Below are 14195 nucleotides of genomic sequence, written 5' to 3' on the forward strand. Positions count from 1 at the left end.
AGTTGCTGGTCGACTGTCAACTAATATAGGGGTTATGGAGGAAAAACAACAACGTAAAAAGTCGAAGAAAAAAGAGAAACGTCTTTCTCTTTTGTATGTGCTGGGCGGTGGTATCCTGAATGAGGATTTTATCGTTAAACACACACGGATGATCGTGCTTGTTGTGATAATGATATTCTTCTTTATCGGAAACCGCTACACCTGCATGCAAAAACTACGTGAGATCGACCGCCTGCAACAACGTCTGCGCGACATTCGTTTTGAGGCATTGTCCATCTCATCGGAACTGACGGGTAACAGCCGCCAGTCGCAAGTTGAATTATTGATTGAAGAACAAGGTATTGAACTGGAAGGAGCCAAAACTCCGCCGTATGAATTATACAAATAAATATGGCTGAAGAGATCGAACCAATAGAAACTGCCCCGAAGAGTAACCGTATATTATTCTGTTACTTTATTGTCGTGCTGCTGTTGGGGCTTATAGCGGTTGGAATATTGCTACGCACGTTTGATACAGCTTTCGTGGAAAAGGAGAAATGGGAAAAAGTGGCAGAAAGCCAGAAACGCCCAAACCGTCTGATATTGCCCGGACGCGGAAACATCTATTCTTCCGATGGAAAGCTGATGGCTACCAGTGTGCCTCGTTACTATACCTATATAGACTTCCGGGCCGATGGATTTTCTGTCGATACGTTCCTGAGTTCGAAGGTGAACGGAGTCGATTCTTTGTCGGTCTATTTATCCCGGAAATTCAAAAACCGGACACCGGCCGGATATAAGGCCCATCTGCTTCGCGGACTGAAAAGTAAAAGCCGCCAGTATCCCGTCTATGAAGGCCGTGCTTCTTATACCGACCTGAAAGAGATGAAGAAATATCCGTTTCTCCGTTTAAGCCGGTACAAGAGCGGATTCTATACAAAGGAAATGGTGCAGCGTCAGAAGCCGTTCGGAACACTGGCTTCCCGTACGATCGGAGATATCTATGGTGAAATTGAAGCTGGAGGTATGACCAAGGGAAAGAATGGTCTGGAGTTGCAATACGATTCGTTGCTCCGGGGCGAAGCTGGTTTGAGTTCGGTACGTCGTGTAGGTGGCGGTTGGACGAATGTCGTTGAGGTGGAGCCGGTGGACGGTATGGATATCCGTACGACGATAGATATCAATATCCAGGATATAACCGAGAAGTCATTGGTCGATATGTTGAAGAAGATCGATGCCGAATCGGGAACAGCTGTAGTGATGGAAGTTTCCACAGGCGAGATAAAGGCAATAACCAATATGGGGCGTATCCGTGAAGGTGCTTATGCCGAAACGAAAAACCATGCTGTGGCTGATGAGATAGAGCCGGGCTCTACTTTCAAGGTCGCTTCTATGATGGTGGCGTTGGAAGATGGCGTCTGCCAGCCGAGCGATACGGTGGATGTCGGTAAGGGTGTTTATATGTATAAAGGAGCCCGCATGACCGACCATAATATGAACAAAGGCGGTTACGGTCGTATTTCGGCAGAACAGGCGATCTGGTATTCATCGAATATCGGTGTTGCCAAGATCATTCTGAAAGGATACGAAAAGAACCCGACCAAATATGTGGAAGGCCTGTATAAACTAGGCCTGACCATCCCGCTGAACCTGGAAATACCGGGAGCCGGACGTGCCAAGATACGTATGCCGAATGATACCACTTTATATTGGTCGAAGACTACGTTGCCCTGGATGTCGTTCGGATACGAAACGCAGATACCTCCGATCTATACGCTGACATTCTTCAATGCCATAGCGAACGGCGGTAAGATGGTGCGCCCGATGTTTACCAAAGAGATCATGCACAACGGCAAGACGGTGCAGAGTTTCTCGACGGAAGTCCTGAAATCGTCGATCTGTTCCGACAATACACTGGCTATTATCAAGGATATGTTGTTGGGTGTGGTTGAGCAGGGAACAGGTAAAGCCGTGCATTCGGATATTATCCGTATCGCGGGAAAGACAGGTACGGCACAGATCGCATCCGGCGGTGTTTATCGTACGAGCGGTCACCAGGTCGCTTTCTGCGGATATTTCCCGGCCGATGAACCGAAGTATTCCTGTATCGTTGTGATCCGCCGTCCGCGTATCGGTTATCCTTCAGGGGGTACGATGTCCGGAGGCGTAGTGAAGGCCATTGCCGAGAAAGTCTATGCCAGCCATATGTCGTTCGACGTGCGCGATATGGAACGCGATTCGTTGGCAGTTATGCTGCCGGCGGCAAAGAACGGTAATCTGGATGCGTTGGAAAATGTATTGGGTAAGCTCGATGTCAGTGCAAACACGGATAGCCTGGAAACAAAATGGGTGACCTCTAAGCGGGAAGAAGGAGATGAAGAGCTTCATCTGCGTGATCTGACGATCCGTGAAGGACTGGTTCCGAATGTGATCGGCATGGGAGCGAAAGATGCTGTCTACTTGCTTGAAAGTGCAGGTTTACGAGTGGTATTGGATGGAATGGGACGAGTTTCCTCCCAGTCGATGGGACCGGGAACGCGGATTGCCAAAGGACAGTCCATCCGCTTAACATTAAAATAATAGAAGGACAGGTTTTCTGACCTGTCTGCAAACAGATAGAATATGGAACTGAAGAAATTGATTCATACGTTGGATGTACTGGAAACAGTGGGTGCTGATGATGTAAAAATCACAGGTATCCAGTCCGACTCCCGTAAGGTGGAAAACGGCTTTTTATTCGTAGCGGTCAGAGGCACGGCAGTCGACGGACATGCCTATATCGACGGAGCTATTGCCAAAGGAGCCGTAGCGGTCATCTGCGAGGAAATTCCATCCCTTTCGGAAGAAAGGGAAGTTTCATTCGGGAGAAACATTTGTTTTATCCGGGTGAAAGATTCGGCGGACGCATTAGGTAAGGTCGTCTCGACCTGGTATGACAATCCTTCGGACAAACTGACGCTGGTAGGTGTTACCGGAACGAACGGTAAGACGACGATCGCGACTTTATTGTATGAAATGTTCCGTAAGATGGGGCATAAGGTAGGACTGCTTTCAACCGTATGCAATTATATCGACGGCGAAGCGATCCCGACCGATCATACGACGCCCGACCCGATCACCCTCCACGGCCTGATGGCACGCATGGTAGAAGCCGGATGCGAATATGCCTTTATGGAAGTCAGTTCCCATTCGATCGACCAGAAACGTATCAGTGGCCTGTCGTTCGACGGCGGTATTTTTACCAACCTGACACGCGACCATCTGGATTATCATAAAACGGTAGAGAATTACCTGAAGGCAAAGAAGAAATTCTTCGACGACCTGCCTGCCGATGCTTTTGCGTTGACTAACGCAGACGATAAATCAGGTCTGGTCATGCTCCAGAACACGGCGGCCAGGAAACTGACCTATTCGCTCCGTACCTTGGCAGACTTCAAAGGAAAGATTCTCGAATCTCATTTTGAAGGAACCGAAATGGTTATCAACGGACGTGACGTGATCGTGCATTTCGTAGGCCGTTTCAATGCTTACAACCTGTTGGCTGTGTACGGTGCTGCTGTTTCTTTAGGGAAGGACCCGGAGGAAACGCTGATCGTCCTGAGTACGTTGCATTCGGTCTCCGGTCGTTTTGAAACGATACAATCTCCGTTCGGTTATACGGCGATTGTCGATTATGCCCATACACCTGATGCCTTGACAAATGTACTGAATGGTATCCAGGAAGTGCTCGACGGCAGAGGCCGCATCATCACCGTGGTGGGGGCGGGTGGCAACCGTGACAAAGGCAAACGTCCGCTGATGGCGAAAGAAGCTGCCAAACTGAGCGACCAGGTGATCCTGACCTCTGATAATCCTCGTTTTGAAGAACCGGACGAGATCATTCAGGATATGGTGGCCGGACTGAGTAAGGCGGATATGGAACGTACGCTTTGCATCACTGATCGTATGCAAGCGATCAAGACAGCGACTATGCTGGCAAAGAAAGGCGATGTGATCCTCGTGGCCGGTAAAGGACATGAAGATTATCAGGACGTGAAAGGCGTAAAACACCATTTTGACGACCGGGAAGTAATAAGAAATATATTTAATAGTTGACAGTTGACAGATGATGGTTGACAGTTAAATGTACATCACAAATAACTGTCAACTGTCACTTGTCACTTGTCAACTGAAAACAAAGTTTTTATGTTGTATTATCTTTTTAATTATCTGGATCAATTCGACTTACCTGGAGCGGGTATGTTTAAATATGTATCATTCCGTTCCGGATTGGCGTTGATTCTCTCTTTGTTCATCTCGACAGCCATCGGCCGCCGTATTATCGACCGCTTGCAGATGTTGCAGATCGGCGAGACGGTACGTAATCTCGGATTGGAAGGACAGATGAGCAAGAAAGGCACTCCGACGATGGGTGGAATCATTATCATCATTGCGATTCTGATTCCGACCTTGCTTTGTGCGAAACTGAATAACATCTATGTGATCCTGATGATGGTTACCACCGTTTGGCTGGGTGCCCTGGGTTTTGCCGACGATTACATTAAAGTATTCCGTAAGAACAAAGAAGGAATGCACGGTAAATTCAAGATCGTAGGTCAGGTCGGCCTGGGGCTGATTGTCGGGCTGGTGTTGTTTATGAGTCCTGATGTCGTGATCAAAGAGAATATGGAAGTGCGTCACGATAACGTAATTGAGGAAGTTCATTATCACACGGTGGAAACAAAATCGACCAAGACGACCATTCCATTTATGAAGAATAATAATTTCGATTATGCCCAACTGGTTAGCTGGGCAGGCGATTATAAAGAAGAAGCAGCCTGGCTGGTATTCGTTTTGATGACCATATTCGTGGTGACGGCCGTTTCTAACGGTGCGAACCTTACCGACGGACTGGACGGACTGGCGGCAGGAAGTTCTGCTATCATTGGGGTTGCATTGGGTATATTGGCCTATATGTCTGCCCACTTCGAATTTGCTTCCTTCCTGAATATCATGTTTATCCCCGGTGCAGAGGAATTGGTGGTTTTTGCTGCTGCCTTTATCGGGGCGACAGTCGGTTTCCTTTGGTATAATTCATACCCGGCACAGGTGTTTATGGGAGATACGGGTAGTTTGACGTTGGGAGGTATTATTGCTGTGTTCGCTATAATTATACGTAAAGAGTTGCTAATACCGATTCTTTGTGGTATTTTTCTCGCTGAAAGTATTTCGGTTATGGTACAGGTTGCCTACTTCAAATATACAAAAAAGAAGTATGGTGAAGGGCGTCGTATATTTAAGATGACGCCGTTGCACCATCATTTCCAGAAGGCGGGAAACGCAGGAATACAAGCGTTGCTGCAAAAACCGTTCAACGTGGTGCCCGAATCGAAGATCGTGGTACGTTTCTGGTTGATCGGTATTATTCTGGCGGTTATTACGATTGTGACATTGAAGATGAGATAAATTCAGTTGACAAGTGACAGATGACAGTTGACAGATAAGGTTAGCGACTGATACCTGTCAACCGTCACTTGTCAACTGTCAACTAAAAAATAAAGTTTTTTATGAAGCGGATTGTTGTATTAGGGGGAGGAGAAAGCGGTGCAGGTGCAGCCGTGTTGGCGAAGGCAAAAGGATTTGACGTGTTCGTTTCCGACTTTTCGTCTATCAAACCCAAGTATAAGGATATGCTCGACGCCCACGGGATCCGTTGGGAAGAAGGACAGCATACCGAAGCCGACATTCTGAATGCCGACGAGATCATCAAAAGCCCCGGAATACCCGACAAGGCTCCGATGATCCAGAAACTGAAAGCGCAGGGGACGCATATCATCTCCGAAATCGAATTTGCCGGGCGATACACCGATTCGAAGATGATCTGTATCACCGGAAGTAATGGTAAGACAACGACTACCATGCTTACATACCACGTCCTGAAAGAAGCCGGAGTGGATGTCGGCCTGGCCGGAAACGTAGGGAACAGCCTGGCATTACAGGTTGCCGAAGACCCGCACGCGGTCTACGTGATCGAACTGAGCAGTTTTCAGTTGGACAACATGTACGACTTCAAAGCGGATATAGCTATCTTGTTGAATATAACGCCCGATCATCTGGACCGTTATAACTACGAGATGCAGAATTATGTGAACGCCAAGTTCCGCATAATCCAGAACCAAACGTCGGAAGATGCGTTCATCTTCTGGAACGACGACCCGATCATAGCCCGCGAGATCGCTAAACGCCATCCTGCGGCTACTCTTTACCCATTCGCCGAAACGCATGAAGACGGCGTGAAGGGATATACGGATAATAAGCAAATAGTAATTGAAACCTCAAACGGAACATTTACAATGGATCAGGACTTATTGGCATTAACGGGTACACATAACCTGTACAATTCGCTGGCATCGGGCATCGCATCCAAAGTGGTCGATATCCACGATGAAAATATACGAGCTTCACTGAGTGACTTTACCGGGGTGGAACACCGCCTGGAGAAAGTGGCCCGTGTACGCGGAGTAGATTATATCAACGACTCGAAAGCGACGAACGTGAACTCTTGCTGGTATGCCTTGCAAAGTATGACGACCAAACTGGTACTGATACTGGGCGGAACGGACAAGGGTAACGACTACTCCGAGATTGAAGAACTTGTAAAACAAAAAGTACGTGCCTTGATCTTTCTGGGTGTCGACAATAACAAGCTGCATACTTTCTTCGACGGAAAGGTGGCGCAGATTGAAGATGCTCGCTCGATGGAAGAAGCGGTAAACAAGGCTTATAAACTGGCAGAAAAGGGAGACACCGTGTTGTTATCGCCCTGTTGCGCCAGCTTCGACCTCTTCAAGAGTTATGAAGACCGCGGTGATCAGTTTAAGGCTTGCGTACGTAATTTGTAAAATAAATTAAAATGGATCTGGCAAGTAAATTATTCAAGGGCGACCGGGTGATATGGATCATCTTTATGTTCCTGTGCCTGATTTCGGTGATTGAGGTGTTCAGTGCCACGAGTACGATCGCCTACAAGAACGCGAATCATTGGGCGCCGATCGTCCGGCATGCCACTTTCCTGTTGGGGGGATTTGTGCTTGTCTTGTTGCTGCACAATGTCCCGTGCCGGTTCTTTCCGGCGTTTATTTTGTTGCTTCCCGTATCGGTGCTGATGTTGATCGTCACGCCTTTTGTGGGGATCAATGCCAATGATGCGCACCGTTGGCTGGAGATATTCGGGATACAGTTTCAGCCTTCCGAGTTTGCGAAGCTGGCATCTATTGTGTTCATCGCCTTCCTGCTCAGCAAGCGGAGCAGGTTTACCGACGACCAGATATTCAAGTATATCCTGATTGGGGTGGGAACGACTTGCGTGCTGATCCTTCCGGAAAACTTTTCGACGGCTTTCATGTTATTCGGGGTGTGTTTCCTGATGATGTTTATCGGACAATTGCCGCTGTTGAAGCTGGGTAAATTGGCGGGTGTCCTGATATTGGCACTTATCCTGTTTATCATGTTGTTGCGGTTTACGCCGGCAGGAGTCACCCAATATTTGCCCGATCGTTTTGCTACGTGGCAGGGGCGTCTGGAACGTTTCTTCGACGGGCACGAATCGGATACGGATGAAAATGGTGTATATAAGATAACCGATGATAACTACCAGGTCTCCCATGCAAAGATCGCAATTGCACACGGAGGATTGTTCGGACAGTTGCCTGGTCACGGTCAGCAGAGAGATTTCCTTCCGCAGGCCTATTCCGACTTTATTTATGCGATTATTATAGAAGAGTTGGGAGTAGTCGGAGGCGTATTCGTGCTGATGCTATATATCATGCTGCTGGTACGAGTCGGGATGATCGCCAGGAAATGCGATAAAGCCTTTCCGAAATACCTTGTGCTGGGGTGCGGCTTGTTGGTCGTGGTGCAGGCTCTTGCCAATATGGCGGTGGCAGTCAACCTGATACCGGTGACCGGACAGCCGATGCCGTTGGTTAGCCGTGGTGGTACCTCTACGGTGATATCCTGTATTTATTTCGGGATCATCCTGAGTGTAAGCCGTTTCGGAGCTAATATGGGTAATGAAGAAGATGAGCTTCCGGAAGAGGAAACCGAAGGTGCCGGTGCACCCCCGGCCATCACGGAAGAAGAAATATCCAACTGGGTGCCTGATACGCAACCCGCAACAGAGGAAGAAGTAACAGAAACAAAATAGAAAATGAAACAGTACCGTATAATAATAAGTGGCGGCGGAACCGGAGGTCATATCTTCCCGGCCATCTCCATCGCCAATACCATCAGGAAACGTTTTCCTGATGCGGAAATCTTATTTGTAGGTGCGGAAGACCGGATGGAAATGGAAAAGGTTCCGGCCGCCGGCTATCAGATAGTAGGTTTACCGGTGAGCGGCTTCGACCGTGCTCACCTGTTCAATAATATAAAGGTGCTCAACCGTCTGCGTAAAAGTCTCGGAATGGCGAAGAAAACGATCCGTGAGTTCCATCCCGATATTGCAGTAGGCGTAGGAGGTTATGCCAGTGGTCCGACTCTGTGGATGGCGGCTTCGCAAGGTATTCCGACGCTGATTCAGGAGCAGAATTCCTATGCAGGGGTGACGAATAAGTTGCTTGCAAAGAAAGCATCGAAAATATGTGTCGCTTACGATGGGATGGAGAAGTTTTTCCCTGCAGAAAAAATTGTGGTAACCGGAAATCCTGTCCGTCAGGATCTGGAGGAAGCACTCGATAAGAAAGAAGAGGCTTTGTCCTTTTTCGGACTATCGCCAGAGAAGAGAACGATCCTGGTGGTAGGAGGCAGCCTGGGGGCACGGACGATCAACCGGAGTATCCAGGGCGACCTCGACAAACTGTTCGCTTCCGATGTACAGGTGATCTGGCAGACCGGACGTTATTATTACAACGAAGCCACCAAGCATCTGAAAGCCTATCGTGGTATGCCGGTCTGGTGTTCCGACTTTATCACCCGTATGGATTATGCCTATTCGGCCGCCGACCTGATCATATCCCGTGCCGGTGCAAGTTCGATTTCCGAACTTTGCCTGTTGAAGAAACCGGTTATTCTGGTTCCTTCTCCCAACGTGGCGGAAGATCATCAGACAAAAAATGCGCTTGCTTTGGTAAACAAAGACGCGGCGATCATGGTTGCTGATAAAGATGCGGAGCAGGAATTGGTCACGAAAGCGCTCGAAGTCGTTCACGACGACGAACGGCTGGCGTTGATGAGCCGTAATATAGAAAAGTTGGCCCATCATCACAGTGCGGACCAGATTGTCGATGAGATTATTAAAATAATAGAACAGAAAACGATATGAATATAAATACGATAACGGCCGTTTATTTTGTCGGAGCCGGAGGAATCGGGATGAGTGCCTTGATCCGCTACTTCCTTTCAAAAGGAAAGCAAGTAGCCGGATACGATAAAACACCCTCCGACCTGACCGCTCAGCTAAACCGCGAAGGAGCCGTTATTCATTACGAAGATAATGTTTCCTTGATACCGGATACCTTCAGGGATCCGGCTCGAACATTGGTAGTCTACACCCCGGCCGTTCCCGAATCGCATACTGAACTAAGCTATTTCCGTCAGAACGGCTTTGAAGTTATGAAGCGTGCCCGTGTCTTAGGTGAAATAACCAACTGCTCACGCGGTCTTTGTATTGCCGGGACGCACGGAAAGACAACGACTTCTTCCATGCTTGCCCACCTGCTGAAACAATCGCATGTAGATTGTAATGCTTTCCTGGGCGGTATCCTGAAGAACTATGACAGTAACCTGATGCTCTCCGATAAAAGTGACCTGACCGTCATCGAAGCCGATGAGTTCGACCGTTCTTTCCATTGGCTGACCCCTTATATGGCAGTGATCACCGCCGCCGACCCGGATCACCTGGATATCTATGGTACGGCAGAAGCCTATCGTGAAAGCTTTGAGCATTTTACCTCACTGATTCGTCCTGACGGCTGTCTGGTTATGAAGAAAGGTATCAATGTGACACCCCGCTTGAAAGAAGGTGTTAAGCTCTTCACCTACACTGGAGCTGAAGAAGATAACGGTCATCTGTCAAGTGTCAAGTGTCAAGTGTCAACTGAAAAAGCTGATTTCCATGCCGAAAACATCCGTATCGGTAATGGTGAGATTTGGTTCGATTTCGTAGGCCCTGATATCCGTATTGCCGATATCCAGTTGGGTGTTCCTGTAAAAGTAAACATAGAGAATGGTGTTGCTGCCATCGCTTTGGCATGGATGAACGGCGTAACACCCGAAGAAATAAGAAGAGGTATGGCTTCTTTCGGAGGTCCGAAACGCCGTTTTGATTTCCACCTGAAGAAAGATAATATTGTCCTGATCGATGATTATGCCCACCATCCCGCCGAACTGGCTGCCAGCATCCAATCCGTTAAGGAACTCTATGCCGGACGCAAAGTGACGGGCATTTTTCAGCCGCACCTGTACACTCGTACACGCGACTTTGCACCTGACTTTGCCGCCAGCCTGTCGCTGTTGGACGAACTGATCCTGCTGGATATTTATCCTGCGCGGGAAGAACCTATTCCGGGGGTCACTTCGGAAATCATATTCGATGCTGTTACTATTCCTTCCAGGAAGCTGATCCGCAAAAGCGAACTGCTCGACCTGGTAGCGAAAGAGGCGGATACGTTTGAAGTTGTATTGATGGTCGGCGCCGGTGATATCGACCGGTTGATCGAACCTGTAAAACAAATATTGGATAAGAAATTGTGATTCGTATAGTTTCCATAGTAGTAGCTACACTGTTGTTTTGTTACATCGTGTTTGTTTCCTTTTTCTTCCGGGATATGAGGCAGGACAAGGTGTGCCAGGATCTCCAGGTCGTGGTGAAAGACAGTCTTGACAAACATTTCGTAAGCGAAAGCGACCTGGTGTCGATCCTTAAAAAGGCCGATCTGAACCCGATCAAAAAGCCTATGGATGCGATCAATACCGACAAGATAGAAACAGAACTGAAAAAGAACGAGATGATCGCCCGTGTCGAAGCATATAAAACACCTTCCGGGATCATTAAGCTTGAAGTTGAGCAGAAAATTCCTATCTTGCGTGTGATAAGCTCCAGAGGGAACTTCTACGTGGATAATCTCGGCACTACGATGCCGGTCAGTTTCCGTTATGTTGCCGACGTTCCTTTAGTAAGCGGATATGTCGAAAAAGAGCTGGCGATAACCGACTTATACAAATTTGCATTATTTTTGCAGGAGAATGAGTTCTGGAATAATCAGATAGAACAGATTTATGTTCATCCTGATAACGAAGTGGAGCTGATTCCCCGGGTGGGCAACCATCGTATTGTACTGGGTTCTTTCGACAACTTTGAAGAAAAGCTGGATAACCTGCGGCTCTTCTATGATAAAGTCGTTCCGAAAACGGGTTGGGAGAAATACAGTATACTGAATTTAAAATACAAAGATCAGATTGTTTGTACTAAAAGATAGATAATATGGCATACACAGACTTTATAGCAGCCATCGACCTTGGCTCTTCTCACATGGTCGGTATGGTAGGAACGAAGAGCCCGACGGGCGCTCTCTCGATTATTGCCTACGAAGTTGAGAACTCCGCTACCTGTATACGAAGAGGATGTGTATATAATGTGGAAGAAACGGCGAATAAGATCAAACGGCTTATCCTGAAGCTCGAGAATAAACTGAACGGCGCGAAAGTCGGTAAGGTTTATGTCGGTATCGGCGGTCAATCGTTGCGTTCGATCGACCACACGGTTCCCCGTATCCTGGGCACAGACGGAGTAGTGACGGAGGAAATTATCAAGGGGCTGTATGAGGAATGCTGTAATTACCACCCGGACATGCTGGATGTGCTGGCTGCGGTTTCGCCTACCTATGTTTTAGACGACAAACCTGAACCCAATCCGGTAGGTATTCCCTGTACCCGGATTGAAGCACGTTATAAGCTGATTGTCGGACGGCCTTCGTTGAAGCGTTACGTGGTCAACAGTATTGCCGACCGTGCTAAAATAGAAATTGCCGATATCGTTGTCTCTCCGCTGGCTTTGGCCGATGTAGTGCTGACCGACAACGAGAAAGATCTGGGGTGTGCCCTGATCGGTTTCGGTGCCGGAGTGACAACACTGACGGTTTATAAAGGCGGCCAGCTGGTCAATCTTTCCGTCATTCCTTTCGGAGGAAACCTGATCACCCGCGATATTACCAGTCTCCATCTGGTGGAAGCTGAAGCCGAACGTGTGAAGTTGACTTATGGGAGTGCCCTGATGGAAAAAGACAACGACCTGAGTATTCAGGTGAGTTCCGCCGATGGTATGGGACTGCGTGAGGTTAAACTGGCTGATCTCAATAATGTGATCGAAGCCCGTATGAAAGAGATACTCGAAAATGTATATGCCCGTCTTGAAGCGACCGGCCTGATGAATTCGCTGGGTGCAGGTATCATTATTACCGGTGGCGGTGCCGCCCTGAAGAACCTGCCTGAAGTGATTCGTGAACGCTTGAAAATGGATGTACGCTATTCTGCCGTACGCAAAGGCATCGTGGAAAGTGGCGAGATGATCGCCAACAATCCTGAATATGCTGTCGCTGTCGGCCTGTTGGCAAGGGGAACAGAAAACTGTGCCCTTTATATTCCTCCCAAAGTTGAACCGATACCGGAGAAGAAGGAAGAAGAGCCCGTTGTGGAAGAACCCAAGAGAGCTCCCGAACCTCCCAAGAAGAAACCGGAGAAGAAGAAAGGCCCCGGCCTGTTCGGACGCCTGACCAAGGGAATAGATACGTTTGGCAAGAGCCTGTTTGACGACGAAGACGATATAAAGTAAATCAGCGAATGGATTAAAACCGGAAGACAATGGACGACACAATATTAAGTTTCAATTATCCGACAGATACTCCTAAGATCATCAAAGTAATTGGTGTAGGAGGCGGTGGTGGTAACGCTGTTACCCACATGTACAAAGAAGGTATACATGATGTTACATTCGTTCTGTGTAACACAGACAACCAGGCGCTGAACCGTTCGGACGTGCCGGTCAAAGTGCCGCTGGGCCGTAATATCACCCAGGGACTGGGAGCTGGTAACAAGCCCGAACGTGCCATGATGGCAGCTGAGGAAAGTATGGAAGATATCCGTAAGATGTTGAGCGATGGAACCAAAATGGTCTTTATCACTGCCGGAATGGGTGGTGGTACGGGGACGGGCGCTGCTCCGGTTATTGCCCGCATCGCCAAGGATATGGGAATACTGACCGTCGGTATCGTAACCATACCTTTCGTTTTTGAAGGCGAACGCAAGATTATCCAGGCCCTGAACGGGGTGGAGGAGATCAGTAAGAATGTGGATGCCCTGCTGGTGATCAACAACGAACGCCTGCGTGCTATCTATTCCGACCTGACTATGACGAATGCGTTCGGAAAGGCGGATGATACCCTGACGATTGCCGCCAAGAGCATTGCTGAGATCATCACCCTTCCGGGTATTATCAACCTTGACTTTGCCGATGTCAACACCACCATGAAAGACGGTGGCGTAGCATTGATGAGTAACGGTTTCGGTGAGGGAGAAGGTCGTGTGCGCCAGGCGATTGAAGACGCATTGAACTCTCCGTTGCTTAACAACAACGATGTATTCAATGCCAAGAAGATATTATTCAACGTATCATTCGGCGAAGAAGCCGAGTTGCGTATGGAAGAAATGAACGATGTACATGACTTCATGTCACGCTTCGGACGCGATATCGAGGTGATCTGGGGTACGGCAATCGACAATACACTCGGAACACGGGTGAAAATGACGATCCTTGCGACCGGGTTCGGTATGGAAGATATTCCGCAGATCGCAGAGAAACGTCAGATCGAACAGGGCCGTATGACCGAAGAAGAACTTCGCCTGGAGGAAGAACGGTTGAATAAGGAACGTGCCGAAAAAGATCTGATCGACAAATATTACGGTGCTTCCGGTCAGCGTATGCGCCGTGTGGCTGCCCGTGCCAAGGCTGTTGTATTGACGCAGGACGAACTGGACGATGACGCATTGATCGCCCTGATCGAAGATAATCCTACTTATAACCGTGATCCGAAAGTGATCGCCCGTGCCCGTTCTAAAGTGCAGGGTGGAGATATTCCGGTATCATCGGCAACCGTAACGGCTCCGTCGGCTCCGCGTCCGGAAGGAAAGAAGCCGGATACAGGAGGTAAGCAGGTGATAAGTTTCCGATAATTTTTAATAAG

11 protein-coding genes are annotated in these 14195 nt (G+C 48.3%); all 11 read left to right on the forward strand.

What is annotated here, in order from left to right; genetic code table 11:
• Window positions 1-34: 34 nt before the first annotated feature.
• On the forward strand, window positions 35-388 hold the full coding sequence (locus IEY67_RS08100; protein WP_009859918.1) for an FtsL-like putative cell division protein: 354 nt from the start codon (window positions 35-37) through the stop codon (window positions 386-388).
• Between the two features lie 2 nt (window positions 389-390).
• Complete coding sequence (locus IEY67_RS08105) at window positions 391-2559, forward strand: PASTA domain-containing penicillin-binding protein (protein ID WP_122374825.1); 2169 nt, start codon at window positions 391-393, stop codon at window positions 2557-2559.
• A gap of 42 nt (window positions 2560-2601) precedes the next feature.
• Complete coding sequence (locus IEY67_RS08110; protein ID WP_183671269.1) at window positions 2602-4074, forward strand: UDP-N-acetylmuramoyl-L-alanyl-D-glutamate--2,6-diaminopimelate ligase; 1473 nt, start codon at window positions 2602-2604, stop codon at window positions 4072-4074.
• A gap of 90 nt (window positions 4075-4164) precedes the next feature.
• Complete coding sequence (gene mraY / locus IEY67_RS08115; RefSeq protein WP_122351857.1) at window positions 4165-5424, forward strand: phospho-N-acetylmuramoyl-pentapeptide-transferase; 1260 nt, start codon at window positions 4165-4167, stop codon at window positions 5422-5424.
• A gap of 101 nt (window positions 5425-5525) precedes the next feature.
• Window positions 5526-6860 (forward strand): UDP-N-acetylmuramoyl-L-alanine--D-glutamate ligase, encoded by a 1335-nt coding sequence (gene murD, locus IEY67_RS08120; protein WP_183671268.1) that lies wholly within the window; start codon window positions 5526-5528, stop codon window positions 6858-6860.
• Between the two features lie 11 nt (window positions 6861-6871).
• A complete protein-coding gene (locus IEY67_RS08125) occupies window positions 6872-8164 on the forward strand; it encodes an FtsW/RodA/SpoVE family cell cycle protein (protein ID WP_122351855.1) in 1293 nt (430 codons plus the stop codon).
• Window positions 8165-8167: 3 nt separating this feature from the next.
• Window positions 8168-9280: an undecaprenyldiphospho-muramoylpentapeptide beta-N-acetylglucosaminyltransferase gene (murG, locus tag IEY67_RS08130; protein ID WP_183671267.1), complete on the forward strand. Its 1113-nt coding sequence runs from the start codon at window positions 8168-8170 to the stop codon at window positions 9278-9280.
• Window positions 9277-10710, forward strand: a complete 1434-nt coding sequence (gene murC / locus IEY67_RS08135; RefSeq protein ID WP_183671266.1) for a UDP-N-acetylmuramate--L-alanine ligase — start codon at window positions 9277-9279, stop codon at window positions 10708-10710. Before murG ends, murC begins: the two co-directional genes overlap by 4 nt.
• The gene (locus tag IEY67_RS08140; protein WP_183671265.1) at window positions 10707-11435 is read left to right on the forward strand and encodes a cell division protein FtsQ/DivIB; all 729 of its coding nucleotides are present in this window, start codon (window positions 10707-10709) and stop codon (window positions 11433-11435) included. Before murC ends, IEY67_RS08140 begins: the two co-directional genes overlap by 4 nt.
• Before the next feature lie 5 nt (window positions 11436-11440).
• Window positions 11441-12787, forward strand: a complete 1347-nt coding sequence (gene ftsA, locus IEY67_RS08145; RefSeq protein ID WP_122351851.1) for a cell division protein FtsA — start codon at window positions 11441-11443, stop codon at window positions 12785-12787.
• A 29-nt stretch (window positions 12788-12816) separates the two neighbouring features.
• The gene (gene ftsZ / locus IEY67_RS08150) at window positions 12817-14184 is read left to right on the forward strand and encodes a cell division protein FtsZ (RefSeq protein WP_122351850.1); all 1368 of its coding nucleotides are present in this window, start codon (window positions 12817-12819) and stop codon (window positions 14182-14184) included.
• The last annotated feature ends 11 nt before the right edge of the window (window positions 14185-14195 follow it).

Source organism: Parabacteroides faecis, from assembly GCF_014647375.1.
Classification (GTDB): domain Bacteria; phylum Bacteroidota; class Bacteroidia; order Bacteroidales; family Tannerellaceae; genus Parabacteroides; species Parabacteroides faecis.